Genomic DNA, 25,820 nt, shown 5'->3' on the forward strand with positions numbered 1-25,820 from the left:
AGCTTAACGGAGCATCATGGCTACACTGCCGGCGCCGATAATTATGGTGACTACCAGAAAAAACATTAAGGCAACGGTAAGCAACGCGCCAAACACTAACAACAAATTATTCCCCATACTGTCAAGGCATTTTGCCATTTTTTCATCTCCCATCGGCTGAATCAGCGCTCCCGCAATCTTTATAACGGTTACCAGCGAGATAAGTTTAACCAACGGCAATGCGCACAGCAGTGAGATAGTCACCACTCCGAAAATGCCTACGGCGTTTTTTAATAGCAGTGACGCCCCCATTACGAGTTCTACAGTATCTGCAAACATCTTACCTACTACCGGGATGAAAGTAGCAGTTGCATATTTGGCTGTTCTTAAAGTCAAGCCATCAGCTACACTGCCGGCAACGCCTTGTATACTTATGATACCGATAAATATTACTAATACCAGACCCAAGGTTACCATACCGGCTTGCTTCAATACTCCGGTCAAATTACTAAGCTGGTATTTGCCGGAAAGATAGTTTACACATTCTAAAACTGCAGTTAAGAAAAGCAACGGTAAAACAATATCTTTAACGATTATGCTGGTTACACTTACTACCAGTAACATAAGCGGAGTAAACAATGTTGCCGAGGTTAGCGCCCCGACTCCGGCCAACAGCGAAATCATAAGCGGTAACAGGGCTTCCATAAATCCTACCATGTTACCGACTGTTTCTCTTGCGAGCGTCAGTCCCTGGTAAAAAGCGCTTAAAGCAATTACACATAAAAAGATAAAACAGACGCTGTGAGCCAATAACGCAATAGCCGACTGCTCAAAAGAATTTTGCAGATTTTGCAGCAGCGCGCAAAGTACTGCCAAAAACAACAGTTTTCCCATCAAATGAATATTTGCTGCCAGTTCCTTAAATAAATAGGCCACAAACTTATTTGTAACTGACTGCCAATTAGGAGTTATCCCCTTACTGGCTATATCTTTAATTGTTTCAGCAGTCAATAACGGTATATCTTCGTTTAGTTCTTTGTTGATCATTTGAATAAAATTATTGATATGATTTACTGATGATACATCTAATAAATCCAACGGCAATTCCTGATTGACTTCAGCCGCTGCCCAGGCAATATTGCTCCAACAGACAACTATTAGTGCCATTAATAATTTTTTCACGTGCACTCCACCTTAAGGAATGAGTCTTACGATTGTGTCCAGTACTAAAGCAATTATTGGTACTGCCATGACCATTATCAAGATCTTTCCGGCAAACTCGATTTTACCCGCAACGGCTCCTTCACCGGCATCACGGCACACCTGGGCACCAAACTCAGTCACATAAGCAATTCCGATAATTTTGAGAATAGTATTTAAGTACATTTGGCTAATGTTGGCCTTCTCAGCCAAATCTCTGAATAAATCAAGGACTACATTTAGTTTGCTAAGCACCATTAAAAAGATGATCGCTGAAAGAGTTAAGGCAAGTTGTACCGCCAGTTCAGGCCGTTGTTGTCTGATTATTAAAATTAACAACGTGACTACAAAGCCTAGCCCGATAATTTGAATGATTTCCATGGTGTTTACACCCCTTAGAACAGCTTAAATACGTCCTGGACGGTGGTGAATAGCCGGCCTAACAACTGCACTACCCATAATAGCACCATGGCAAAGCCGGCAAGAGTGCATAAATGGGCCATATCCTCTTTACCTGCCTGTTTTAAGGCTGTATGAAATACTGAGATCAAGATACCTACTCCGGCAATTTTAAATAATATATCCAGCCCCATGATATTACTCTCTCCTTTCTTAATTAAGCAAAATTGTTAACTTAAAATAAAACTATGACCACCGCCAATCCTCCGCATACTCCCAAGTAACGATACATTCTTACGTTTTGTTCGCAGAGTTTTTCGGCGTCATACTGAATTCTGGACAGTTGTTCATGCACCATGTCCAGAGATTTATGCTGTTCCTCACGGTTCATCCCGCCCAAGTTGGCACTAAAAACTGCAAGAATTTCCCGTTCAGGTTTATTTAAAACGAGTTTCTTAGTTTGCCGTAAAGCCTGACTCATAGCTTCCTGGGGCGTAAGCCGGCCATTGTTACTCAACAGTGTAGCCATGTTGTGAAACATTTCCGTTACCGGCCCGGTTATACCCCCGGTACACAAAGATAATGCCTCAGGGAGTGGTATTGCCGTATAATTAATGTGAGATTTAAGTGCTGTCAAACAACTGATTATTTGACGTATTTGACGCGGGCGTTCAGTATAGTGCGCTGCCAAACTAAAGCCTATGCAAGCGCCGGCAGTAACAACCATTAAACTTCCAAGAATTTTCAACCACATATTTTCACCTCATTTCGACAGCTATAGATAACTTTATCCTGGATAGAATCATAGATTTCTTCAACAGTACCTGGGCCCAACCGGCCGCTTAATATTACATAACGTTCAAAGAACTTTTGCTTCACTAATTCGCTAATATGCGGACGCTGGCCCAATTCTTTGACAGTTCTGCTATGGGCGGTAGCAATTACACTGACCCCCGCATGAACAGCTTCGCGGACGGCATCAGCATCTTCAGCCCGCCCCAGCTCGTCGGTGGCCACAACGTCCGGAGCCATAGACCTAATTAACATTAATAGTCCACTCGCTTTGGGACAAGCGTCAAGCACATCAACGCGCGGACCTAAATCCACGCTGGGAATTCCGTTTTGGCAGGCAGCAATCTCTGATCGTTCATCAACCAAGCCGACTTGAACTCCGGGAATACTAAGCGCGGGTTTACCAGTGCTCAGCTGTCGTAGTAGGTCACGGAGAATTGTGGTTTTCCCACAGCGTGGCGGTGATATAATGAGTGTATTTAATATCCTGCGACCACCGGCCACCACAAAAGGAATTATATTGTCTGCACACCCAGGCACCTCTCTGGCTAAACGGATATTTAGCGAACTAATATTTTTAAGTGCTTTTATCGTTCCATCAAAGGTTGTTACCTGTCCGGCCAAACCAACCCGGTGTCCGCCGTTAATAGTCAAATAACCTAGCCTTAGTTCCTGTTCAAAGGCATAAACAGAATTTTTGCAAATTAGTTGAAATGTTTTAATCAAATCATCACGGCTGCAGCGGTAAGCCTGTGATTCTCCGCTTACATGACCGGATTCAGCCACCATAATGTCGTGAAGGTCCAGCACAAGTAATAACGGTTGATTGGCTCTTAGACGGATTTCAGTGATCTTAGTCAACACGCTGGGCGGTAAGGACATAATCAATTGAACAATGCCTGGAGGTAATACAGGGTAAATGTGTTCAGATAAAATAGATTGGATATTCCTCATCAATCTTTTCCGTCCTTATATATTGAGATATATTAAGAAGGCGACTTGTCTTAGTCTTTGCTCATGCTTTCTTTACATAGATATGTTTAAAAAAGCAGTTTATGCTAAAAAAATAAGAAAGACTTGGCTTGCGCCAAGTCCCTGTATACTAGCGGATGCTTAGTTATTATCCTGAATCAATATCTTTTATACGCCGGGATGCATTATATGACCCGAGTCTTTGGTATCATGCACGTTATCGGCAGAGATGTCCAAGGTGTTATCATATACTACGCCGCCACAGTACGGGCAGGTAACTTCAATATCGTCATCATCGTCTAAAATATCAGATTCAAACGTAACTAATTCATGACACGATGGACAAGCTACTTCAACCATATCGTCATCATAGGACTCTTCATATATGTTGTCATTTTCATCCTCATCACTGTCAAAATCTTCTTCATATATCTGTTCTTCGAGGTCGGTTAAATCTTCATCAATCGACTCTACATACTCTTCCAGTTCCATTTGCGCTAAATTCACACTATGGACTTCTTCGGCGAAAGAGTCAAGTACGTCAATAATATTGAGCAATAACTTGCCTTCAGATGAATGTTCGTTGACATTAAGCCCTTGCGTTAACCCGTGTAAATAGGCCACTTTTTCTTTAAGATTTCTCATAAAATTAAACCCCCTTTAGCTATGTTCTTAGCATAGGATACTACTTGTAGTATATCCAATGCTTATTAAAACATAACTTCAGGGGGCTTGATGGTCTAGCAGCCGTTAGGCACGTTCAATGTATTCGCCGGTACGGGTATCAATTCTTAGTACTTCACCAACATTGATAAACAAAGGCACGCGCACAACATGCCCGGTTTCCAGTTTAGCCGGCTTAGTGCCGCCAGTAGCGGTATCGCCGCGAATGCCGGGATCGGTTTCGACAACGGTAAGTTCAACTGACAATGGTAAATCGACGCCGATAACATTGCCTTGAAAGAACAATACAGCTATGTTCATATTTTCTTTTAAGAATTTGCAGGCATCGCCCATTTGTTCAGCAGACAACGCAATCTGTTCATAAGTCTCATTATCCATCAAATTGTACATGCCATCACTCTCATACAAATACTGCATTTCACGGCGATCAACATGTGCTTTCGGCAATTTTTCACCGGCATTAAAGGTTCGTTCAACCACAGCGCCGGTACGGGCATTTTTCAATTTTGCCCGTACAAATGCTGCTCCTTTACCTGGTTTTACGTGTTGGAAATCGACTACCTGCCAGACATCATTATCAATTTCAATTGTTACCCCTGTACGAAAATCATTACTTGAAATCATTCATAAGCCTCCCCATTGTTCGGTCAATTAGTATAATTCTATTAGCTCTTTGCTGCTGGCAGTAAGAATTGTGCAGCCGGCAGCAGAAACCACCACTAAATCTTCAATACGTATGCCTCCCCAATCGGGAAGATAAATCCCGGGTTCAACAGACACTACCATACCTTCAGCCAGCTTGATCTCACCAGTTGGTGATAATCTGGGGTCTTCGTGTATAAAAAGCCCAACACCATGTCCTAAACCATGGCCAAAATATTCAGCATAGCCAGCATCAGCAATTACCTGCCTGGCTACCTGATCGATTTCCTTGCCGGTTTTGCCGGCCCTTACTGCATTAATTCCTGCTAACTGGGCAGTTAATACAATATTATATATTTCACGCTGTTTAGTTGTGGCTTTTCCTGCCACAACCGTTCTGGTCATATCAGAATGGTACCCTTGATACACCGCACCAAAATCCATAGTTATAAAATCACCGGCGGCGATGGGCTTACCGGAAGCACGGCCATGCGGTAGCGCTCCTCTGATTCCGGAAGCCACAATGGTATCAAAAGCCGGTTTTTCGGAACCGAGTTTACGCATCTGATATTCAAGCTCAAGAGCAATTTCTTGCTCGGTTATTCCAGGTGTAATTACTTTGAGCACAGCCTGAAACGCGTTATCAGCAATTTCAACGGCTTTTTTTAGTAAATTCAGTTCGGAGGGGTCTTTGACCATTCTAAGTTCATCCAGTTTAACAGGCGCCAATTTTGCGTCTAAGATATAATCGCTTAGCTTTTGGTGAGCTTCCCAGGTTACAAAATCACTTTCGAACCCGATACGGGTTAATCCCAGTTTTTTTATTGTTTCCGCCAGAATTTCATAAGGAATAGAACCGTGTCGGACAATTTCATAAAGTGGCGACTGTTGCTTAGCTTGCTCAATATACCGGAAATCTGTGAGCAATTTTTGCGATTGGAGTCCGATAATCAGTATTCCGGCAGATCCGGTAAAGCCGCTAAAGTACCGTCGGTTTTCCGGTTTTGTTACAATCATGCCGTCAAGGTTATTGGCAGTCATTAGTTCGCGCAGCCGTGCTAAACGCCGTACCATGTATTATTCGCTCCTTATTAGACGGGATGCAGCCTCAAGGGCCAACAAGTAGCTGTCGGCGCCAAATCCTGCTATCTGGCCTACTACTACCGGCGATATCACCGAATGATGACGGAATTGTTCCCGCCGGTAAATGTTAGATAAATGTACCTCGATTGCGGGAACACTTACTGCAGCCAGAGCATCCCGGACAGCAATACTGTAATGTGTAAACGCAGCCGCATTGATGACAATACAGGCAAATATATCTTGAGCCTGCTGGATGGTTTCAACCATGACTCCTTCATGATTGGTCTGAACAATAGTCAATTCTAAGCCTAGTTGGCTGGCGCGCTTCTTTAACATGTCATTAATGTCGTTAAGTGTAGTAGCACCATATACTTCCGGCTCGCGTTTACCGAGCAAATTCAAATTAGGTCCGTGAATGACTAGTACTTGCCGTGTATATGTCTTCACCCAATCATCTCCAGCACATCTATCCTTGAATCTAAACTCAGGACTCTCTTATATTAGTTAAATATATATTCATACACTAACTTTTACATTTTAGCATATATTTTGTAATTTGACTACTAGAAACTGGGCTTACAGCCTTATATCCTCTAGCAGTTCCTTGATCTTTTGTGATATTAATTTTTCAAAATAGCTTCGGCTATATCCCGAAAAATTGGAGCAGCAACATTGCCACCAGACATTCCTTCCTCCACAAAGACCACAATAACATATTTCGGGTGCTCAAGCGGAGTATAACCAGCAAACCAAGCATGGTTTATTCCTCGGCCGGCAGCGTTTATCCGGCCGGTTTCAGCTGACCCTGTCTTACCGGCCGAACCATAACCTTCAACATAGGCGGCCTGGCCAGTACCATAATGAGTAACAGCAGCCATCATTTCCCGTAGTCTTTCCGCCGTCTTCCGCGACATTACCCGTGAACTGGGATGAGGTTGCTGAAAGCTTTTTATCGTAGCTCCTTCCGGGTTGGTAAGGGCACTCACAATATATGGGTCCACTTTGATACCGTCATTGACAATAGTTGCTACTGTTTGCGCTAATTGTACCGGAGTAGCCTCACAAAATCCCTGACCAATGGCTAAGTTTGCCAAATCACCAGGGTATAGCTGGTCCGGTTCTGGTAAATTGCCTTCATTTTCATTCGAAAAATCAAGTTTAGTCCGTGAGCCATAGCCAAGTTTTTTGGCCATGGCAATGAGCTTTTCGGGTCCCAATTTTAACGCGATTTGAATAAACACCGGGTTGCTGGAATGGGCCATAGCTTGGGTAATTGTCAGCCGCCCTTTAGGGGCTTGGTCGTAGTCCCATCCCTGAAACCTGACATTGTTTACATCAATATAGCCAGGGTCAAAGAATACGTCATCCATAGTAACCGTTTTGTTTTCCAGTGCGGCAGCCGCTACTACCAACTTAAATACTGATCCGGGTTGGTAAGCTGAAACAGAACGATTTAGTAACGGTGCGCTGTCCTGAGCCAAATACTTACTCAAATTATTTGCATCGAATGTCGGCCGTGAAGCCATGGCCAGTATTTCTCCTGTATTGGGACGCATAACTACTACTGCACCTTTCTCGATCGTGCGGTCCATGATATCTTCAACTTTTTGCTGGATCTCTTTATCGATAGTTAAAACAACATTATTTTCCCGGTTACCGATTGTAAATTTCATTCGCTTATAGCCAAGGCCGGGTATAAGCTGCTGGCTGGCATCAACGACTGCAGCCACGTATTCCGGCTGGCTGCCGCGTAACAAGTCATCGTACATGCCTTCAATTCCGCTTACCCCTTTATTATCAGCAGAATTGATGTAACCGACCACATGTGCTGCCAGGGTTCCGTAACCATAACGGACTTTTTCTGCTACTGCTACAATTCCGGGTATTTGTAATTCGTTTATTTTCTGGGCAACGCTACTATCTATGCCGTCAACTAATCTAAAGGGATATTCACTGCCGTTTAAACGCCGTAATTTGGCTTCAACTTGTTTACGTGGTAAAGCAGCCACATTATCAAGTTTTGCCAATGTTTCTATCATATTATTAATTTGCCCAGGAAAAACTACGATGCTGTATTGCTGAGTAGTATTGGTAAGCGGCAAGCGGTTACGGTCTAATATTTCCCCTCTGGCAACATCTACAGGCAATTCCTGTACGCGAATACTAAGTCCTTCTAACGCCAACTGAGGAGCATAAATAACCTGAAGATAGAAAAGCCGTATTACCAGCAGTCCTGACACGATGAAAAAAAATAAAACCAGCCTGTCAATCCGCGAACTGGAATAAGCCATACTGCCACCTTCTATGATTAGATAGGTATAGTATGGCTTTTTGCCGCAAATAGTTATTCAGCGTTCAACATATTGTACTGAAATAGGAAGATGTGCTAGTATGTCATACACTTCGCCAGCGGTGTCAGGTGTTGCGCGTATTACCAATATCCCGGCCGTTCGGTCTAGTGTGCTGACAACACCCAGATATTCATATCCTTCCATAATTCGGTTGATGTAGTTAACATGCTTAGGCTCAACCTGAATATAGATGGGTTTAGCTGCTGTGCGCATCATAGCCGGGTTCTCCTTGGATCCTGTCGCCTCAACATAGCATATGGCGATACCGGCTTAGATACCGGCATAGTTAGCATCTGCTGGGGGTGAGGCGCTACTTCAATTGGATTACCTTCATCATTAAACATCGCTGTAATAGTTTGCGTAAAGTTTTCCTGACCAGGCTGCATTATTTCAATTTCATCACCGATCTTCATATTGTTACGCTGCTCAACTATCGCCATACTGGTTGAAGGATTATACTCTTTGACCAGCCCTACAAAATCATGGGTCTGAATATAGCTGGACGAAGTGTAAATTTGGTCTTGTTCAGTTGTTTTGTTAAAATAAAAACCAGTAGTATATTCTCGATGGGAAACTTTTTGCAGTTCCTCAAGCCATTCCTGTTTAACACGAAAAGCGTCCGGGAACGCAGCGTAGCTGTCAATAGCTTCACGGTAAACCTTGACTACTGTGGCGACATAATGCACGCTTTTCATCCGGCCTTCAATTTTGAAACTGTTGAGGCCACTTTCAATCAGTTCTGGCAAATGACCGATAAGGCACAAATCTTTGGAATTAAAGATATAGGTTCCCCGCTCGTCCTCAAGAACAGGCAGATATACGCCTGGGCGGCTTTCTTCCATTAAGTAATACTTCCAGCGGCAGGGCTGAGCACACTCGCCCCGGTTGGCATCCCGCCCGGTTAGATAATTACTTATCAGGCACCGCCCCGAATAAGACATACACATGGCACCGTGCACAAAGGCTTCCAGTTCAATATCAACCTTTTGCCTAATACCCCTTATATCTTCAAGTGAGAGTTCTCTGGCCAGCACGACTCGCGCCGCGCCTAACTCTTGCCAGAACCGGACAGTTGACCAATTAGTGCTATTAGCCTGGGTACTGATATGTATAGGCAGAGCCGGATTTACTTGGCGGGCAATACGAAATACCCCCAAGTCAGACACGATAATGCCGTCAGCGCCCATAGCAGAAACCGACTTTATATAATCAGGCAGTTCGGGCAAATCGTCATTATGGGGAAAAATATTAACGGTTATGTAAGCTTTTTTATTAAGACTATGGGCGAAAGTAATACCTTGCTTAAGTTCATCATGGCTGAAGTTATCGCTAAACGCTCTTAAGCCAAATGCTTTTCCACCCATATATACGGCGTCGGCGCCATAAATGAGCGCCATCTTAAGTTTCTCTAAATTTCCTGCAGGCGCAAGAAGTTCCGGTTTTTTCATGTTTTAGTCTCTCCCTGATAATACGATACAGCCATACCATCGCCAATGTGCCAAATAGTTGTTTTAAAGCGTGGGTCGGAATCCACAAAGTCAAGGTAGGCTCTAAGACGTTTAACGATAGTACGGAACCGTTTGGGCGGTACTTTATCATCAGACACCCAGCCCCGGAACAGCACATTATCGGCAATCACAACGGCTCCTGGAGACAGTTTATCCATAACTTTGTGCAAATAATCAAGATACTGGCCCTTAGCAGCATCAATAAATACCAAGTCAAAATAACCGGCAAGCCTAGACACAATTTGCCCGGCGTCGCCAGCAATTATTTCTACCTGATTTAAAACACCCGCCTGAGACAAAAATTGCCTGGCAATCTCAATCCGTTCGGTATTTTGCTCAATTGTAGTTATTTTGCCACCTGACGCTATAGTAGCAGTTAGCAGTAGAGTTGAATAACCAATCGCTGTACCTATTTCCAAAACTGACGCAGGCTGAATTGCGGACGCCACTTCTTGCAACAGTTTACCATTTTCCTTACTTAATATCGGTATACCATGCTTGACTGCGTAGTCTTCCATTACAGATAATATATTGCTAAGCTTGTCCATTTATATTTGCACCTGATTAATTGTAATTAAATGTTCTTCATAACTCTTGCTAAAGTGATGTTTGCCCTGCTTATCGGCAACAAAATATAAATAATCAGTGTTGGCGGGATACAGCACGGCCTTGATGGAAGCGTTCCCAGGATTGGCGATAGGCCCGGGGGGCAACCCTGGAATTTGATAGGTATTATACGGTGAGGTTATCTGGGTATCCTGAATGGTTAGTTCAGGTTTTGGATAACCCAAGATATATTGAATAGTAGCGCAAGACTGCAAAGGCATACCTTGTTTTAACCTGTTGGCAAATACGCCGGCGATTATCGGCCGTTCTTCATTAAGCTTAGCTTCTTTTTCCACCAGCGAAGCCATAATAATTACTTCCCGTATCGATAAGCCCAGCTCGGCAGCTCGCTGCCGCAGCTCAGGAGTGAGTTTGGCATCAAACTGATTAACCATCATGGCCAGTAATTCCTCTTCGCTTATACCTTTGGGCACCCGGTAAGTATCAGGAAAAATAAAGCCTTCAACACTATATTGGGTGCCCGGAGTAGCCTTCATATAAGGAAATGGTGCAAAATCTTTAGCCAGTGCTTTAAACTTGTCCGGGTTCACCAGCTGTTTTTCTGCCAGCAAGCTGGCAATTTGATCCACAGTATATCCTTCGGGAATAGTAAATTGCTGATAAGCCGTTTGACCCTGTGACATCATGACCAGCATTTTCCGTAGTGACATATCCGGACTAAACGCATATTCCCCGGCCTGTAACGAATTTTCCACTCCCTGAAGTTTAGCGGCAATCCGAAACGCAAGCGCATTTTTGATCAAATTTTGCTTTTTTAGCTCTTCAGCGATATTTTTAGTTGGAGTGCCAGGCTTAATAGTAAACATCACCGGTTCTCCGGCGCCGCCGACAGGCTGAGTAAGTATCCAGCCAAGCATGGCGCCAATGGCAATAATTGTGACAAATAATATTCCGACAATAGCTTTTTTTGTACCTGAATTGCTCAGGATTAGCATTCACTATCCCCCTTTCGTCGAATTAATTTTGGATTGTTTATTATAACATACAACAACATTGTTAATAAACAAAGCTAAAGAAAACACGGCTTGCGCCGAGCCTTTGGCGAGAGCGGAAGCCGATGTTGCCCTTATCCTGGCAGAAAGTTATACTTTCTGTCAGGGCAAAAAAAGAAGCCTGCTCGGCTTCTTTTACTCTTCCTCTTCTTCGGCAACCATATCTTCGTAAGCCTGACGAACTTGTTCAAATTCTTCATCAGTCGGGTCTACATAAATCTCTTCACCGTTTTCATCAACATCAATACGGGCAATAAAGACGTCAGTCTCATCATCACCACAGCCGCAGCCGCAATCATCATCGCCGCAACCGCAACCGTCTTCGTCAACTTCAATCGGCACTAATATGGCATAACGCTTTTCGCCGATGGGGATAATCATATCTTCGCGATAGTAATATTCGTTACCATCTTCATCAGTCATAACTACTACGGGCTCATCGTCATAATCCATAATATCATCTTTTTCTTGATCTGACATTTTCAATCACCTCATTTTACTCATACGCAATGTAATTTTATACTAGAAAACTTATCCTGTCAAGGAAACCTCTGGCACAAAAGGAAGGGTTATACACGCGACAAACTGTCAAGATAACCTTGCAAAATGAAAACAGCCGCCATTTTGTCAATAATCTGTCGCCGTTTGGCCCGGCTTACATCGGCGGCTATCAGAGACTTCTCAGCCGCAACGGTAGACAGGCGTTCATCCCAAAATTTGATCTCAACATTTGGCACAGCTTGGGCCATCGCCGCGCCAAATTCTTTAACAAGTTCACCGCGCGGTCCGATAGTACCATTCATGTTTTTGGGCAACCCAATGATAATAAGCCCTACACGAAACTGAGCAATAAGTTCATTAATCCGCGTGAAGTCTTTATCTAGAGATGTCCGTCTGATGACTTCAACCCCTTGAGCTGTCAGTTTTAGTTCATCACTAACTGCTACACCAATGGTTTTGTCCCCAACATCAAGTGCTAGTATGCGCATATATCCTCCAAATTATTCATGAAAATGAATGTTTTACCAAACATTATACAATTTTCAAACAAAACTCCGGACAGTATGCGCCGCAATAGCCACATAGCACACAGCGTTTGGGATCAGGGATCGCTTTGCCGCCATTGACGGTCATTGCTCCCATGGGGCAATGCAGTGCACATTGACCACAACCGGCACACCAGTCCTCCACTAGTAACCGTCTTGGCGCTTTAGCTACTTTATCCCAAAGGCTACTGTCCGGAACTTGTCCAGAAAATATTGCCGTGTTGAGCATTACCTCGTCGATTGTCTGCATGCCTACGGCCACTGATGTTATGCCATTCTGAGCCAATACCCAAGCAAAAGCCTGGTTGGCCATATGATTCAAATGCCCGCCGCCTAATGCTTTCATGGTATATATACCTTTACCACAATCAGTTGCCAACTGTATAGCAGCCAGCATATCTTCCGCAGTGCCGTCCGTGATACCAATACCTTTTAGGTTTATTATGGGATGAATTACATCGATCTCCTCAATTAACGCTGCCGCCCGTACTACATCAACAGTATGGGTAGATACGCCGATTGCCCTGACAAGCCCTTGGCGTTTTGCATCAGCTAAATAGTGCAACGCATCGGCATGGCCTTTGAGAGTCATACGGGATGACTGTTCATGAAGTAAAAAAATATCAATATAGCCACGCTGTAATTCCCGACATGCATTTTCAACACTTGATCGCATACCGTCATAGGTATAGGCATACGATTTTGAAGCAATCACTACATCCTCGTTAACTCCCGTTATTGCCTCCCGTATGTAGGGATAGGTCCGGTACAATTCTGCGGTGTCAATAAAATTGACCCCTGCGTCAAGTGCTGCCTGGATGACGGCAACTCCTTCGGCCAATGGCCGATTTGACTGCAAAGGGCCAATAGTCAGTCCGCCAAAACAAAGTCTAGAAACAATAAGACCTGTTCGGCCAAGCTCACGGTATTCCATTTACCGGTCTTTAAGATAGGCCCGCACTAACTCCTCAATGATATCATCGCGTTCCAACTTGCGAATTAAACTGCGGGCACCATTATGGCTAGTTATATATGTCGGGTCACCGGATAAAAGGTACCCGACCAACTGATTTATTGGATTATAGCCTTTTTCTTTCAAAGACTGGTAAACAGTAGTCAGGATTACTTCGGCTGCATTGGTTTCATCATTATCTACTTTAAACATCATTGTTTCTTGAGATATGTTGGTCATGAAGCCTCCTCCTCCCTTATATTATCTACAAAGTATTAACAGATATATTCTACTTGCCACTATATTTTTCCTGTTAGATTTATTTAAATTTTTACAGGCAGGTACGGAACCTGCCTGCATAGGTAATTATTTAATTTGTGATTGGATAACTTTTTCAGCAGCCTGCAACGCTTCGCCAATTTTATCCGGCTGTTTGCCGCCAGCTTGGGCCATGTCCGGTCTCCCGCCACCGCCGCCGCCAGCGACTTTGGCGGTTTCTTTTACGATATTGCCGGCATGGATGCCCTTAGCCACACAGTCGGCAGTAGCCATAACTACGAAATTAACTTTTTCTCCACTCACAGCTCCTAATACTACTACGCCGGACTTTAAGCGGTCACGCACCATATCACTGGTAGCCCGCAGATTTTCCATGTCTGTTGCCGCCACTTGGCCGATTACTACTTGAACGCCGTTAATGTCTTTAACTCTGGTTAGAAGATCCTGTACCTCATTTTTTGCCAGCTTAGTATGTAAAGTACTTACTTCTTTTTCCAACTCGCGGACACGCCCATTGAGTATATCAATACGGGCTACTATTTCTTCCGGTCGGGTTTTTAGGGCTGCTGCCGCTTCTTTGATAAGGTCATTTTGCGCTTTTAAATATTCATGTGCTCCATAGCCGGTAACAGCTTCAATACGGCGTATGCCTGCCCCAATGCCTGCTTCACTTACAATTTTGAACAAGCCAATCTCAGCTGTTGCTGCTACATGTGTACCACCACAAAGTTCTTTGCTGAAGCCGTCAACAACAACTACTCGTACCCGTTCCCCGTATTTTTCGCCAAATAGGGCCATTGCGCCCATCTCTTTGGCTAAGTTCTGGGTAGTTTCAATAATACCGACACTAACATTATCGAGAATTACATCATTCACTAATTTTTCGACTTCAGCCAACTGTTCGGTAGTAACAGGGGCAAAGTGGGTGAAATCAAACCGTAGCCGGCTGTTGTCTACCGATGAACCGGCCTGGTTAACATGTCCGCCCAAAACCTGTTTTAAAGCAGCATGTAACAAGTGAGTGGCCGTATGGTTGCGGGAAATATTCCTGCGTCTTGCGTAATCGACACTCACTTTAACCAATTCACCAGTTTTAAGTGAACCTTCGGCAATTTGTCCCAGGTGATAAATTGTTCCGTCAGGCAGTTTGCGGGTATTAACAACTTCCATTTTGCCTAGCGAACTGATAATTGAACCAGTGTCGCCGATTTGACCGCCACCCTCAGCGTAAAATGGGGTAACATCCAAAATGACTGCTACCTCGTCACCGTCAAAAGCTTCGGTAACAACTTTACCGTCTTTTAGAAGCAAAACGATTTTGGCATTTTCGGTGTCAGGCTGGTAACTAAGGGCTTCAGTCACGATACCTGACAAATCAGGTATCGTGATTTTTTCTTCACTGTCCTGGCGGGCAGCGCGGGCTCGTTCACGCTGTTCGGCCATGGCCTGGTCAAATCCCTGTTTGTCCAAAGTCATGTTATGTTCACTTAGTATTTCTTCGGTAAGCTCCCATGGGAATCCGTAAGTATCATAAAGTTTGAAAGCCGACGCGCCATCAAGCACAGTCTGTCCGGCTTGGCTCAGCTCCAGAATATGTTTGTTTAAGAGTTCAATCCCTTGAGCCAGGGTGGTATGGAAGCGTTCTTCTTCTAATTGAATGACTTTCTTAATATATGCTTTTTTGTCATTGAGTTCAGGATAAGGCTGGGAAAAAATAGTGGTCACTACATCAACAATGTCTGTAAGAAACGGCTTCTCAATGCCCATTAACCTACCATGGCGGACCGCCCGGCGTAAAATTCTTCTCAGGACATAGCCCCGCCCTTCGTTAGACGGGAGCACGCCGTCGCCAATCATAACAGCCATGCTGCGACCATGGTCAGCGATTACTTTTAATGAAACATCTGTCTTTGGCGATTGACCGTAAGTTACACCTGCCACTTTGGCGGCATATTCAATAATTGGATATAATAAATCAGTCTCAAAATTTGAACGTTTATTTTGCAGGACCGAAGCAATGCGTTCCAGACCAGCACCAGTATCGATATTTTTCTTTGCCAGTGGTGTATAATTGCCGGCTTCATCCCGGTTAAACTGGGTAAATACCAAGTTCCAAATTTCCAAAAACCGGTCACAGTTGCAACCCACAGCACAATCTGGCTTACCACAGCCCCGTTCTTCACCTAAATCAATATGAATTTCCGAGCATGGACCGCAGGGCCCAGGGCCAATTTCCCAGAAGTTATCTTCCAGCCGGATAATGCGTTCAGCTGGAACTTTTATGTCATTGTGCCAAATTTCAAAAGCCTCATCATCGCTGGTGTGTATGGTAATCCATAGTTTTTCTTTCGGCAGTTCCAAATATTCGGTTAAAAATTCCCAGGCCCAGGCAATGGCCTCTTTTTTAAAATAGTCACCAAATGAAAAATTTCCCAACATTTCGAAAAAAGTATGATGGCGGGCAGTACGACCGACGTTTTCGATATCGCCGGTGCGGACGCATTTTTGGCAGGTAGAAATTCGCGGATGAGGTGGCTTCATTTTCCCGGTGAAAAAAGGCTTAAACGGCGCCATACCAGCACCAATCAGGAGCAGGGTTGGGTCGTTTTCCGGAATAAGCGAATAACTGGACTGAATCAGATGGTCTTTACTAGCAAAAAAATCCAGAAACATTTTTCTTATTTCGTTTCCGGTCAATTGTTTCAACGTAATCAGCTCCAATATGTTAAATTTAATCCATTATTCTGGAATTATACTATAATTTAAGATTTAGTGTCAATATTTGGTGTACACATTAGGCTATAGAAGCAACTTAATACCGTGTTTTAGCAGAACCTTTCCCGCCGCTGCCACCGGTACGCCCAGCAACATGCCGGTTACACCAAACAGCTCACCACCGGCAAACAAAAAGAAAATTACTGTCAGCGGATGTAAGCCCACGTTTTCCCCTAGTATTTTAGGGCATATAATACTGCCTTCTAACTGATGAATAATTAAAAATAAAATTCCCACCTTCAAAGCCAGTAGAGGTGATTCTAACAAAGCCAGCATAACCGCCGGCGCAGCCCCAATAAATGCGCCAAAATAGGGAATAACGTCAAGTAAACCGGCGGTAATGCCAATAAGCAGGGCAAACGGTACATTAAGAAAATATAATCCGGTGCTTACCAGCACACCAACAATTATTGCTACAGTAATCTGCCCCCTGATCACACCGCTTAACACTTTATCAATGTCTTTAAGCGCCAAAATGAATTCATGCCGCCAGCGGCCGGGAATCAGAAGGATTATCTCTTCTTTAATGTTTCGCCAATCATGTAAGAGGTAAAAGGCCAGTATGGGAGTAATGGCTAACCCTATAAAATGGGTAATCAGTCCAACTAGGCCATCGGCTAAATTGCCGGCGAACGATTGTCCCTCCTGTTGCAACAACAAAAAGAAATCATCAATTGATGCCCGTATGGAATAGGGCAATACCGAGTTTTGATAGTGACTTTGAATCTGATAAAACAACTCTTCACCTTTGCCAAGTATATGTGGCAGTTCTTTCGCAAAGCTTTCCAAATCTCTCACGAAAATAGGCATCAGGCGTGCACCGCCTAAAATAATAATGCCAAATAAGATGATGTATACCAACGTGATCGCCCATCCTCTGGATAAGCCTTTGTCTTCAAGGTAACACACATAAGGATTAAGCAAATAAGCAAGTACTAGGGCGATGAAAAATGGATATAGACTATTATGCACCAGCCAAAGGAAATAAACAGTTCCCAATAAAAACAGAATAATAACAACAAGGCGAAAGTGATGTTTAGTCAGTTGCATATTCCCACCTCATCAATAAAGAAAACACGGCTTGCGCCGAGCCTTTGGCGAAAGCGGAAGCCGATGTTGCCCTTATCCTGGCAGAGAGTTATACTTTCTGTCAGGATAAAAAAAGGAGACCACACAGGCCTCCATATTACCGGACATTATTAATCCAGCTTTTTCATCAACCGCCGTCTTGCCCGGCGTGCCCCTTTCATCAGGTCACGGGTAGTATTGGTAACCGCGTCAGCACTGCGCTCCAATAATGGCTTTTTCTGCGGTTTAGCCATGGGACCTATGATGGCGCCGAGTGCTGTTCCTACAAGTCCACCCCAAACCAAGCCTTGCCAAAACTTACTGCGCATCATATCACCCCTTCTGTACCTCTAGATTAACAGTACTACCCTGCACTAAATCATTATATAGAGTTAAAGTACCATCCACCTCAACATTGAAAATTTTTATGTCTTGGTTTCGTACCGAAAACTCTATACAGCAGTCACAGCAGTAGTACTGGTCGGCACCGACTTTGCCTATTCCGCGTTGCCCGCATACAGGACAAGTTGTCATGAAACTTACACCTCACACTTGCTTAGATTCAGGTATAAGAAGATTGGTCATAGTGTCTGGAACAATTAATTTATCCTGACCAACAACTTGTGCTTGCGGTAAAGGCATAGTTTTGCGACCATAGAGCAAATCAGTGATAAGGCCGTCGGAAACTTCGTAAGCCTTTATTTCACCAGTAATACCATCATAAGCAATGTCAACCAACATACCCAGGTTTAATCCGGTATCAGTGTATATTTGCTTATCCAGCACGTCGCGCGAATAATAAATAGTTCCGGGCATCATCGCGGGAGTTAAATTCCGCAGGGCATAACTGGCTCTAACCATTACCGCATCCCGGCCCACCCGGAATAAGTCTTCAAACACAATGCCCTGGTCGTTTGTAAACCAGTTAGCGCCGGCAAGAACAATACCGCGCACAGCAGCCTGTTCCAAATCGACAATTACTTCCTGTACCTCTCCAATCTGTGCGCCGGTTCCGGTAATAAGTACCGGTAGGCCAAATAATTGACGTAGTTTTTGCATGCTAGGCCTCCACAACAGATTGTATTATTATTATGACCCAATTTGAGGCTGTTTATATCATTTAAACAGGATATTATAAATTTATCTGTTTGATGGTTACTTTACAACCTTGGCAATTATTCCGCCGCCAACAACGATATCGCCATGATAAAATACAACTGATTGGCCGGGAGTAATTGCCCGTTGCGGTGTTGTAAAGGTAACATTTACCAGTCCGTTTTCAAGGGGGATTACAGTAGCCGGGGCTGGCGGCGCACTATATCTGATTTTAGCTTCTACTGTAAGCGGCTTGTCCAAATTATCGATAGTAATAAAGTTTAGGTCACCGGCAATGAGCTCGACAGCAAAAACATCCTCGTCAGAGCCGACCACAACTTCATTACGTTCAGCGTCAAGCGCCACGACATAAAGCGGTTTGCCAACCGCCAGCCCTAATCCCTTACGTTGCCCAATGGTATAAAGCTGAACCCCTTGGTGTTTGCCGATAATATTACCGGCAGTATCTACAATATTTCCCGGTTTTAACGATTCAGGTATCCGATCTTTAAGAAAAGCTTTATAATCATCATTGGGAACAAAGCATATCTCTTGGCTGTCAGGCTTATCTGCGACCGACAGTCCCAGTTTTTTCGCCATTCTTCTTGTTTCTGTCTTGTTAAAACTGCCCAATGGCATTAAAAAATGGCGCAACGTGCGCTGATTAAGATGATAAAGCGCATAAGACTGATCTTTGGCCGGATCTACGCCTTTACGTAAAATATACCGCTGCCGCTCTTCATCATATATGATTTGGGCATAGTGGCCTGTCGCCACATACTGAGCGCCAAGCGCCAGCGCTTTATTCAGCAGTCCTTCAAATTTTACATACCGGTTACAGGCAATACACGGATTAGGTGTTCTACCGGCCGAATACTCAGCCATAAAATAATTGATTACTGTTTTCTGGAACATCTCCCGGAAGTTAAGTACATAATAAGGGATACCGAGTTTATTGGCCACCCGGCGGGCGTCATCAACAGCCGACAGCGAACAACAGCCCCGGCTGTCCGGATCATTCCCCGTCTGGTCTTTTTCCCATATCTGCATTGTTGCACCGATTACATCATAGCCTTGATGAACAAGAAGGGCGGCAGTTAAAGAACTGTCCACCCCTCCGCTCATGGCTACAACCACTCGTGGTTTGTCAGCCACTAATAATCACTTTCCTTTTTTGGCAATGTAGTCTTTAATAGCCTCATGCAGCGCGTCGGCAGCAAGGTTAGAACAGTGCATCTTGGCTGGAGGCAGCCCGCCTAACGCTTCAGCAACTGCTTGATTGGAAATTTCTAATGCCTCATCCAGTGTTTTTCCTTTAACCATTTCTGTCACCATACTGCTAGTAGCAATGGCTGCGCCACAACCAAACGTTTTAAATTTAACGTCAGTAATTATATCGTTATCGACTTGTAAATATATGCGCATAATATCACCGCATTTGGCGTTTCCCACTTCGCCAACGCCGCTGGCATTCTTTATTTCACCTACGTTACGGGGGTTGGTGAAATGGTCCATAACTTTTTCAGTATACATTATATCCTCTCCTCCCGATAATTACTGATGATGACAATGGGTACAAGGATTCGACGGCTTAAATTCAGCAGCGCTGCCGTAAAGCGGCGACATGCTGCGGAGCCGCTCTACGATTTCCGGCACTACCTCAAGAAAGTAATTAATATCTTCTTCGGTGTTGCCACGGCCAAGCGAAACCCGGAGAGATCCATGCGCCACTTCGTGAGTTAAGCCCATGGCCAGTAATACATGGGATGGATCAAGAGAACCCGAAGTACAAGCTGAACCACTGGAAGCGGCTATTCCCTTTAAGTCCAAATTAAGTAAGAGTGACTCGCCTTCAATATATAGGAAACTAAAATTGGCGTTGCCCGGCATTCTACATTCAGGATGGCCATTGAGCTTGACATGAGGAATTTTTTCCATAACGCCAGCAATCAGTTTGTCACGCAAACCTTGAATATATGTAACTTTTTTCTCCATATCCCGCTTGGCAATTTCAGCAGCCTTACCCAAACCGACAATTCCCGGTACGTTTTCTGTGCCGGCGCGCATATTGCGTTCATGCCCGCCACCATGCTGAATTTCTTCGATTTTTACGCCGCGGCGGATGTACAGGGCTCCAATCCCTTTACTGGCATAGAACTTATGGCCAGACAGAGTAAGTAAATCTATGTTTAACTCTTTAACGTCAATTGGATAGTTGCCGGCAACTTGAACGGCGTCCGTGTGAAAGTAAATTCCTTTTTCTTTAGCTAATTGCCCAATTTCTTTAATGGGCTGAATTGTTCCTACTTCGTTATTGGCAAACATGACACTGATAAGAATTGTCTTGTCAGTAATGGCGTTTTTTAGGTCTTCCATACGTACCATAGCATGTTCGTCAACCGGTAAATAGGTGACGGTAAAACCTTGCTTCTCAAGGTACTCGCATGTATGGAGAACAGCATGATGCTCGATTTGAGTAGTTATTATATGATTGCCTTTCTTGCGGTTGGCATAAGCTACACCTTTAATTGCCAGGTTGTCGCCTTCAGTACCGCCACTGGTAAAGAAGATCTCGTTAGGGCTGGCATTAATTAATGCAGCAACCTTTTCCCGTGCTTCTTCAATTGCTTTGCGCGTTTCCCGCCCAAAACTATGGACGCTGGATGGATTGCCGTATTTGTCAGTCATATATTCCAGCATCAGGTCAGCTACTTCCCTGTCAACCGGGGTAGTAGCCGAATGGTCAAAATAAATACGTTTCATGCTACTCATCTCCTTGTCCCTTGTCTTCTCTGCATAAATCAGCGAGAGAAATAGAATCTAGCACAGAAGTAATACTGTCGCGTACCTTAGCCCAAACCCCCCGGGTTACACATATATTAACCCGCTCACAGAAAGTTCTGCTCGCATCTTCGGCTAATAGGCAATCAACTGGCGCTATTGGACCTTCCATGGTTCGGATTATATCACCTACCGAAATTTGTGCCGGGTCTTTTGTTAAAGCATAGCCGCCTTGGGCGCCACGCACACTTTTAACATAACCGGCTTTCCTCAGTGTGCCCATTAACTGCTCCAGATAGTGCTCAGAAATTCCCTGGCGCTGGGCCACGCTTTTAAGTGAAATAGCGCCTTGTCCGTAATGCAGAGCCAAGTCATACATAGCCGCAACGCCATATCGTCCTTTTGTTGACAGTTTCACTGTAAACCTCTCCCGCTTCGGCTTTTCCGAGTATTATGATAGGTTTTCTTGAATTAAATATACCAAAATTACATACAAATGTCAAAGAGTTATTAGCGCTAATTTATATAGTATTTATTATATTGTCCATGCTCTAATTCAACTTATTCCAATAATAAGGCAGGTATTTATTTTAACGGACAAAACTCTGTATATCCAATTATTTTCTGGTATAATTTATGTTTAAACCTAATTGCTTTCAAACATAATAATGTACATGACAATCGCGGCAATGGAAACCAATAAAGTTTTATTTGCCATTTTGGTCTTAATTGATATCCTTTTCTTGGGTCTTGTTATGGATTCTTTCAGTATGGGGCATGGCTGGCATACTATAGCCGCATGGTCTGAACTCATTATTTCGTTGCTGGGTTTCTATGGTGCAGCGGCAATAACTCTCAACATTCATTTCGGCAAACAATTCCTGCCGACTGGTAAACCTTTTGGTATCTTTAAATAATTACTCCTCCGCAAAGTTAAGCCCCCGCGCCTGCGGGGGGTTATTTATTTTTTGTCTTTTTTTACTTTAATATACTGCAAATAGTCGGCAAATCTGACTTCAAATCCATTTCGCGTTGGCCGGTAATACGTCCTTCCAGCCAGCTTGTCAGGTAGATACTGCTGGTTAACATAGCCTTCGTCAAAATCATGGGGATATAAATATCCTTGGCCATGCCCCAACTGCTTGGCACCCCGGTAATGGGAATCCCGCAAATGAGGCGGCACTTGACCGTAATCCCGATGCCGGACATCGGCAAGGGCCTGATCGATCCCAACATACGCAGCATTACTTTTAGGAGCACAAGCCAGGTAGGTAACAGCTTGGGCCAGGGGAATCCTCCCTTCCGGCATGCCTATAAATTGGACAGCCTCAGCGGCAGCCATGGCGATCATTAAGGCCTGGGGGTCGGCATTACCAATGTCCTCAGCAGCACAAATAACGATTCGTCTGGCAATAAATTTGACATCTTCTCCGGCCTCAAGCATCCGGGCTAAATAATGCAGTGCGGCGTCAGGATCAGATCCCCGCATACTCTTGATAAAAGCCGACACAACATCATAATGATTATCGCCGCGTTTATCATAAGCATGAAGTTTTTCCCCCACTACCATTTCCACAATTTCCGGTGTCAGTTGCATTCCCAAATCATCACCAAGCATAGCAGCAGCCTGTTCAAGAATATTGAGCGCTGTTCTCGCGTCGCCGCCGGCTACAACTGCTATTTTAGTAAGTGTGTGCATGCTGTATTCGATATTTTCCTGTCCCAAGCCTCGTTCCTTATCAGTCAGCGCTTGCTCTAAAATTTGTACAAGCTCTTGCTCGTCTAGTCGCTGCAAGCGAATTACCCGCATCCGGGACAACAGTGGTGAATTTACTTCAAAATAAGGATTTTCCGTGGTAGCGCCAATTAATGTAAGCGTACCGTTTTCCACATAGGGCAAGAGAACATCCTGCTGACTTTTATTGAACCGGTGAATTTCATCCAGAAACAGGATTGTACGCTGTTGGTACAGACGCAACCGTTCTTTGGCCGCGTCAACCACCTTGCGAATGTCAGGTGTACCGGCAGCGACAGCATTAAGTTTTTCAAAGTGGCTGCCGGTAGTTTGTGCGATAATGTGTGCAAGTGTTGTTTTACCTGTACCTGGAGGGCCAAATAAAATGATGGAAGGTACATTATCGGTTTCGATCATGCGCCGCAAAAACTTGCCTCGCCCAATTATCTCCTGCTGACCAATATATTCATCCAGTGTGCGCGGGCGCATTCTTACGGCAAGCGGCCTGTGTTCTTTATCTGAATTACTAAATAAACTTTGTGAAAACAAGTCCACTCTATCACCCTTTTATTATTCGTGCCAAGGTTTCAATATAATATACATGGGCTTCAGCCTCGCAGATTATACGGTATCGCTCCGCAAATCAGCAAATCTCACAATTGTCCCTCCTTCTAAAGCTAATGGTTCTAACAAGTATTATTCTTGATAAAATGGTAAACTCCTTGAAAACTGAGCAAAACTTAGTCAAAAAAGCAAAAACACCAACATAAGTTGGTGTTTAACTGTCCCACTCAATCCCCACCATGCCGTACTGCCCGTGTTTTGAACCTGCCCTCGGCAGGTGGGTGCTCGCCTGATTACTTTGTGTGTCCCCAACACGAACAGGGCATACAGGCCATAACCAGAGACAGGCTCCCTAAGTAAAAGTGTTGGCTCAAAACATAGGCATTACACGCACACAGCAGGGTATTGAGCGTGGTGTTTCAGTTCGACTTAATATTATCAAATAAATCACGCAATTGCAAGAGCTTATATAGCGGAATATTCTTCCATTCTATTCATTACTTCTTGGGGGTAACAACCTCAGATTTGATAAACAGTTCTTTAAGCTGCCGCGGCGCAACCTCAGACGGTGCCTGCATCATCAGCTCGGAAGCGCTCTGGGTCTTCGGGAAGGCAATTACGTCACGAATGGAAGCTCTTTTAGCCATAAGCATGACCAAGCGATCAAGACCGAAGGCAATGCCACCATGCGGCGGAGTACCATATTCAAAGGCCTCCAACAAGAAGCCGAATTTTTCCAAGGCTTCTTCCGGGGTGAGGCCGATAGCTGTAAATACCTTTTCCTGGAGGTCACGGTTGTAAATCCGGATGCTGCCACCGCCTAGCTCAATACCGTTAAGCACCATATCATACGCTTTAGCTTTAATCTGACCAGGGTCGTTGTCTAAATAGGCCACATCTTCATCCCGTGGTGAAGTAAACGGATGGTGCATTGCCACCCAGCGTTTGTCTTCTTCGTCATATTCAAACATGGGAAAATCAATGACCCATAAGAAGGATAATTTGTCAGGGTCAATCAAGTTCAAACGGCGGGCCATTTCAAGCCTGAGCTGGCCCAGCGCAGCGGCGACAACTTTTGGTTTATCGGCGACAAGCAACAGGAGGTCGCCGGTTTCAGCCGCAGCTGTGGCAGTAATATTGTTAATGGTATCTTCGCTAAAGAACTTGGTAATCGGCGATTTGATGCCTTCCTCAGTATAACATATCCAGGCCAGACCTTTGGCGCCATAGTTGGCAACATATTCTACCAAGCCATCAAGTTCGCGGCGGGGAACATGGGCGTAACCTTTGACATTAATTGCCTTTACTTGTCCGCCACTTGCCAGTACGGTGTCAAATACTTTAAATCCTGATTCCGTAACCGCAGCGGACAGATCGATGATTTCCATACCGAAGCGGAGATCAGGCTTGTCCGAGCCGTAACGGGCCATAGCTTCTTCATAGCTCAGCCGGATAAACGGCGTAGGGACCTCAGCACCGATACTTTCTCTAAATATGTAGGCAATCATTTGCTCCATGAGCGATAAGATATCTTCCCGGTCAATAAATGACATTTCAAGGTCAAGCTGGGTAAATTCCGGCTGACGGTCGGCCCTAAGGTCTTCGTCCCGGAAGCATCGCGCAATCTGAAAGTAGCGTTCCATGCCTGCCACCATTAACAATTGTTTATATATTTGCGGTGATTGCGGCAGAGCATAAAATTTACCCGGATTTACCCGGCTGGGTACCAGGTAGTCTCTGGCACCTTCCGGGGTGCTTTTGGTAAGGATAGGCGTCTCAACTTCCAAGAAACGGTGCTTATCCAAAAAGTCCCGAATTGACTTGGTAACCCGGTGGCGGAGCATAAGGTCTTTTTGCATCTCAGGACGTCGTAAATCAAGATATCGGTATTTTAACCGCAGAATTTCATCAACATCAATATTGTCTTGAATATAAAACGGCGGTGTTTTAGCTGTATTTAAGATTCTCAATTCATTGCCGTAAACCTCGATAGTACCGGTATCCATGTTAGGATTAACAGTGCTTTCAGAACGTAATTTAACAACACCCTGAACTGCCAATACATACTCATTACGCACCATCTCGGCTTTGGTGAAAGCAGTTTGGTTGACATCAGGCGAAAACACTACTTGCACAATCCCCGAACGGTCACGCAAATCAATGAAGATAAGTCCACCGTGGTCACGACGTCTTGATACCCACCCGCACAAGGTGACTTCCTGTTCTGCATGGTTTTGATTAAGATCATTGCAAGCATTAGTACGTTTTAATCCCTGCATAGTATCAATTTGGCTAA

At 44.3% G+C, this 25,820-nt stretch carries 29 protein-coding genes and 1 other RNA gene; 1 reads left to right on the forward strand and 29 read right to left on the reverse strand.

The window, feature by feature from the left end:
* Positions 1-3: 3 nt before the first annotated feature.
* From spoIIIAE to SCACP_RS10010, 26 genes are all read right to left on the reverse strand, one after another.
* Positions 4-1,161 (reverse strand): stage III sporulation protein AE, encoded by a 1,158-nt coding sequence (spoIIIAE, locus tag SCACP_RS09885; RefSeq protein WP_425061163.1) that lies wholly within the window; start codon positions 1,159-1,161, stop codon positions 4-6.
* A gap of 12 nt (positions 1,162-1,173) precedes the next feature.
* Positions 1,174-1,560, reverse strand: coding sequence for a stage III sporulation protein AD (gene spoIIIAD, locus SCACP_RS09890; protein WP_425061164.1), 387 nt, complete (start codon positions 1,558-1,560; stop codon positions 1,174-1,176).
* A 14-nt stretch (positions 1,561-1,574) separates the two neighbouring features.
* Positions 1,575-1,772 (reverse strand): stage III sporulation protein AC, encoded by a 198-nt coding sequence (gene spoIIIAC, locus SCACP_RS09895; RefSeq protein WP_425061165.1) that lies wholly within the window; start codon positions 1,770-1,772, stop codon positions 1,575-1,577.
* 41 nt (positions 1,773-1,813) lie between these two features.
* Positions 1,814-2,332, reverse strand: a complete 519-nt coding sequence (spoIIIAB, locus tag SCACP_RS09900; RefSeq protein WP_425061166.1) for a stage III sporulation protein SpoIIIAB — start codon at positions 2,330-2,332, stop codon at positions 1,814-1,816.
* Complete coding sequence (gene spoIIIAA / locus SCACP_RS09905; protein ID WP_425061374.1) at positions 2,323-3,324, reverse strand: stage III sporulation protein AA; 1,002 nt, start codon at positions 3,322-3,324, stop codon at positions 2,323-2,325. Before spoIIIAA ends, spoIIIAB begins: the two co-directional genes overlap by 10 nt.
* Before the next feature lie 186 nt (positions 3,325-3,510).
* Complete coding sequence (locus SCACP_RS09910) at positions 3,511-3,987, reverse strand: CD1247 N-terminal domain-containing protein (RefSeq protein ID WP_425061167.1); 477 nt, start codon at positions 3,985-3,987, stop codon at positions 3,511-3,513.
* 105 nt (positions 3,988-4,092) lie between these two features.
* Positions 4,093-4,650, reverse strand: a complete 558-nt coding sequence (efp, locus tag SCACP_RS09915) for an elongation factor P (protein WP_425061168.1) — start codon at positions 4,648-4,650, stop codon at positions 4,093-4,095.
* 27 nt (positions 4,651-4,677) lie between these two features.
* Positions 4,678-5,742: a M24 family metallopeptidase gene (locus SCACP_RS09920; protein ID WP_425061169.1), complete on the reverse strand. Its 1,065-nt coding sequence runs from the start codon at positions 5,740-5,742 to the stop codon at positions 4,678-4,680.
* Positions 5,743-5,745: 3 nt separating this feature from the next.
* Positions 5,746-6,198 carry a type II 3-dehydroquinate dehydratase gene (gene aroQ, locus SCACP_RS09925; RefSeq protein WP_425061170.1) on the reverse strand — a complete coding sequence of 151 codons (453 nt, stop codon included), beginning with the start codon at positions 6,196-6,198 and terminating at the stop codon, positions 5,746-5,748.
* Positions 6,199-6,371: 173 nt separating this feature from the next.
* Positions 6,372-8,042, reverse strand: coding sequence for a peptidoglycan D,D-transpeptidase FtsI family protein (locus tag SCACP_RS09930; protein WP_425061171.1), 1,671 nt, complete (start codon positions 8,040-8,042; stop codon positions 6,372-6,374).
* Positions 8,043-8,099: 57 nt separating this feature from the next.
* Entirely contained in the window at positions 8,100-8,318 is a 219-nt protein-coding gene (locus SCACP_RS09935) for a DUF4911 domain-containing protein (RefSeq protein WP_425061172.1), read from the reverse strand.
* Entirely contained in the window at positions 8,315-9,550 is a 1,236-nt protein-coding gene (locus SCACP_RS09940) for a peptidase U32 family protein (protein ID WP_425061173.1), read from the reverse strand. Before SCACP_RS09940 ends, SCACP_RS09935 begins: the two co-directional genes overlap by 4 nt.
* Positions 9,547-10,158: an O-methyltransferase gene (locus SCACP_RS09945; protein WP_425061174.1), complete on the reverse strand. Its 612-nt coding sequence runs from the start codon at positions 10,156-10,158 to the stop codon at positions 9,547-9,549. The genes SCACP_RS09940 and SCACP_RS09945 overlap by 4 nt, the downstream gene beginning before the upstream one ends.
* The gene (gene mltG / locus SCACP_RS09950; RefSeq protein WP_425061175.1) at positions 10,159-11,172 is read right to left on the reverse strand and encodes an endolytic transglycosylase MltG; all 1,014 of its coding nucleotides are present in this window, start codon (positions 11,170-11,172) and stop codon (positions 10,159-10,161) included.
* A 192-nt stretch (positions 11,173-11,364) separates the two neighbouring features.
* Positions 11,365-11,709 (reverse strand): DUF1292 domain-containing protein, encoded by a 345-nt coding sequence (locus SCACP_RS09955; RefSeq protein WP_425061176.1) that lies wholly within the window; start codon positions 11,707-11,709, stop codon positions 11,365-11,367.
* A gap of 89 nt (positions 11,710-11,798) precedes the next feature.
* The gene (ruvX, locus tag SCACP_RS09960; RefSeq protein ID WP_425061177.1) at positions 11,799-12,218 is read right to left on the reverse strand and encodes a Holliday junction resolvase RuvX; all 420 of its coding nucleotides are present in this window, start codon (positions 12,216-12,218) and stop codon (positions 11,799-11,801) included.
* A 43-nt stretch (positions 12,219-12,261) separates the two neighbouring features.
* Positions 12,262-13,209: an aldo/keto reductase gene (locus SCACP_RS09965; RefSeq protein ID WP_425061178.1), complete on the reverse strand. Its 948-nt coding sequence runs from the start codon at positions 13,207-13,209 to the stop codon at positions 12,262-12,264.
* Positions 13,210-13,467 carry an IreB family regulatory phosphoprotein gene (locus SCACP_RS09970; RefSeq protein WP_425061179.1) on the reverse strand — a complete coding sequence of 86 codons (258 nt, stop codon included), beginning with the start codon at positions 13,465-13,467 and terminating at the stop codon, positions 13,210-13,212.
* Between the two features lie 126 nt (positions 13,468-13,593).
* On the reverse strand, positions 13,594-16,212 hold the full coding sequence (alaS, locus tag SCACP_RS09975) for an alanine--tRNA ligase (RefSeq protein WP_425061180.1): 2,619 nt from the start codon (positions 16,210-16,212) through the stop codon (positions 13,594-13,596).
* Positions 16,213-16,305: 93 nt separating this feature from the next.
* Positions 16,306-17,331 carry an AI-2E family transporter gene (locus SCACP_RS09980; RefSeq protein WP_425061181.1) on the reverse strand — a complete coding sequence of 342 codons (1,026 nt, stop codon included), beginning with the start codon at positions 17,329-17,331 and terminating at the stop codon, positions 16,306-16,308.
* 149 nt (positions 17,332-17,480) lie between these two features.
* Positions 17,481-17,681: a hypothetical protein gene (locus SCACP_RS09985; protein WP_425061182.1), complete on the reverse strand. Its 201-nt coding sequence runs from the start codon at positions 17,679-17,681 to the stop codon at positions 17,481-17,483.
* A gap of 214 nt (positions 17,682-17,895) precedes the next feature.
* Positions 17,896-18,408, reverse strand: a complete 513-nt coding sequence (locus tag SCACP_RS09990) for a PRC-barrel domain-containing protein (RefSeq protein WP_425061183.1) — start codon at positions 18,406-18,408, stop codon at positions 17,896-17,898.
* Positions 18,409-18,504: 96 nt separating this feature from the next.
* Entirely contained in the window at positions 18,505-19,599 is a 1,095-nt protein-coding gene (mnmA, locus tag SCACP_RS09995; RefSeq protein ID WP_425061184.1) for a tRNA 2-thiouridine(34) synthase MnmA, read from the reverse strand.
* Positions 19,600-19,605: 6 nt separating this feature from the next.
* Positions 19,606-19,977 carry a Fe-S cluster assembly scaffold protein NifU gene (gene nifU, locus SCACP_RS10000; RefSeq protein ID WP_425061185.1) on the reverse strand — a complete coding sequence of 124 codons (372 nt, stop codon included), beginning with the start codon at positions 19,975-19,977 and terminating at the stop codon, positions 19,606-19,608.
* Positions 19,978-19,998: 21 nt separating this feature from the next.
* Complete coding sequence (nifS, locus tag SCACP_RS10005; protein ID WP_425061186.1) at positions 19,999-21,207, reverse strand: cysteine desulfurase NifS; 1,209 nt, start codon at positions 21,205-21,207, stop codon at positions 19,999-20,001.
* Between the two features lies 1 nt (position 21,208).
* Positions 21,209-21,643: an RrF2 family transcriptional regulator gene (locus SCACP_RS10010; RefSeq protein ID WP_425061187.1), complete on the reverse strand. Its 435-nt coding sequence runs from the start codon at positions 21,641-21,643 to the stop codon at positions 21,209-21,211.
* Between the two features lie 250 nt (positions 21,644-21,893).
* On the opposite strand from SCACP_RS10010, the gene SCACP_RS10015 reads away from it, so the two are divergent.
* Positions 21,894-22,142: a hypothetical protein gene (locus SCACP_RS10015; protein ID WP_425061188.1), complete on the forward strand. Its 249-nt coding sequence runs from the start codon at positions 21,894-21,896 to the stop codon at positions 22,140-22,142.
* Positions 22,143-22,186: 44 nt separating this feature from the next.
* Here the strand turns inward: SCACP_RS10015 and SCACP_RS10020 are convergent, their stop codons facing one another.
* The 3 genes from SCACP_RS10020 to aspS form a co-directional block, all read right to left on the reverse strand.
* Positions 22,187-23,515 (reverse strand): replication-associated recombination protein A, encoded by a 1,329-nt coding sequence (locus SCACP_RS10020; RefSeq protein WP_425061189.1) that lies wholly within the window; start codon positions 23,513-23,515, stop codon positions 22,187-22,189.
* A 236-nt stretch (positions 23,516-23,751) separates the two neighbouring features.
* Positions 23,752-23,931, reverse strand: a non-coding RNA gene (ssrS, locus tag SCACP_RS10025) — 6S RNA.
* 90 nt (positions 23,932-24,021) lie between these two features.
* Entirely contained in the window at positions 24,022-25,812 is a 1,791-nt protein-coding gene (aspS, locus tag SCACP_RS10030) for an aspartate--tRNA ligase (protein WP_425061375.1), read from the reverse strand.
* Positions 25,813-25,820: the final 8 nt, after the last annotated feature.

It is taken from the genome of Sporomusaceae bacterium ACPt, assembly GCA_041428575.1.
In the GTDB taxonomy this organism is placed as follows: domain Bacteria; phylum Bacillota; class Negativicutes; order Sporomusales; family Sporomusaceae; genus Sporomusa_D; species Sporomusa_D carbonis.

Coding starts and splice junctions, on each gene's coding strand:
- spoIIIAD (WP_425061164.1), bottom strand. CDS start 1,560: ATGGAAATCATTCAAATTATCGGGCTAGGCTTTGTAGTCACGTTGTTA.
- spoIIIAC (WP_425061165.1), bottom strand. CDS start 1,772: ATGGGGCTGGATATATTATTTAAAATTGCCGGAGTAGGTATCTTGATC.
- spoIIIAB (WP_425061166.1), bottom strand. CDS start 2,332: ATGTGGTTGAAAATTCTTGGAAGTTTAATGGTTGTTACTGCCGGCGCT.
- spoIIIAA (WP_425061374.1), bottom strand. CDS start 3,324: ATGAGGAATATCCAATCTATTTTATCTGAACACATTTACCCTGTATTA.
- SCACP_RS09910 (WP_425061167.1), bottom strand. CDS start 3,987: ATGAGAAATCTTAAAGAAAAAGTGGCCTATTTACACGGGTTAACGCAA.
- efp (WP_425061168.1), bottom strand. CDS start 4,650: ATGATTTCAAGTAATGATTTTCGTACAGGGGTAACAATTGAAATTGAT.
- SCACP_RS09920 (WP_425061169.1), bottom strand. CDS start 5,742: ATGGTACGGCGTTTAGCACGGCTGCGCGAACTAATGACTGCCAATAAC.
- SCACP_RS09930 (WP_425061171.1), bottom strand. CDS start 8,042: ATGGCTTATTCCAGTTCGCGGATTGACAGGCTGGTTTTATTTTTTTTC.
- SCACP_RS09935 (WP_425061172.1), bottom strand. CDS start 8,318: ATGATGCGCACAGCAGCTAAACCCATCTATATTCAGGTTGAGCCTAAG.
- SCACP_RS09940 (WP_425061173.1), bottom strand. CDS start 9,550: ATGAAAAAACCGGAACTTCTTGCGCCTGCAGGAAATTTAGAGAAACTT.
- SCACP_RS09945 (WP_425061174.1), bottom strand. CDS start 10,158: ATGGACAAGCTTAGCAATATATTATCTGTAATGGAAGACTACGCAGTC.
- mltG (WP_425061175.1), bottom strand. CDS start 11,172: ATGCTAATCCTGAGCAATTCAGGTACAAAAAAAGCTATTGTCGGAATA.
- SCACP_RS09955 (WP_425061176.1), bottom strand. CDS start 11,709: ATGTCAGATCAAGAAAAAGATGATATTATGGATTATGACGATGAGCCC.
- ruvX (WP_425061177.1), bottom strand. CDS start 12,218: ATGCGCATACTAGCACTTGATGTTGGGGACAAAACCATTGGTGTAGCA.
- SCACP_RS09965 (WP_425061178.1), bottom strand. CDS start 13,209: ATGGAATACCGTGAGCTTGGCCGAACAGGTCTTATTGTTTCTAGACTT.
- SCACP_RS09970 (WP_425061179.1), bottom strand. CDS start 13,467: ATGACCAACATATCTCAAGAAACAATGATGTTTAAAGTAGATAATGAT.
- SCACP_RS09980 (WP_425061181.1), bottom strand. CDS start 17,331: ATGCAACTGACTAAACATCACTTTCGCCTTGTTGTTATTATTCTGTTT.
- SCACP_RS09985 (WP_425061182.1), bottom strand. CDS start 17,681: ATGATGCGCAGTAAGTTTTGGCAAGGCTTGGTTTGGGGTGGACTTGTA.
- SCACP_RS09990 (WP_425061183.1), bottom strand. CDS start 18,408: ATGCAAAAACTACGTCAATTATTTGGCCTACCGGTACTTATTACCGGA.
- nifU (WP_425061185.1), bottom strand. CDS start 19,977: ATGTATACTGAAAAAGTTATGGACCATTTCACCAACCCCCGTAACGTA.
- nifS (WP_425061186.1), bottom strand. CDS start 21,207: ATGAAACGTATTTATTTTGACCATTCGGCTACTACCCCGGTTGACAGG.
- SCACP_RS10015 (WP_425061188.1), top strand. CDS start 21,894: ATGTACATGACAATCGCGGCAATGGAAACCAATAAAGTTTTATTTGCC.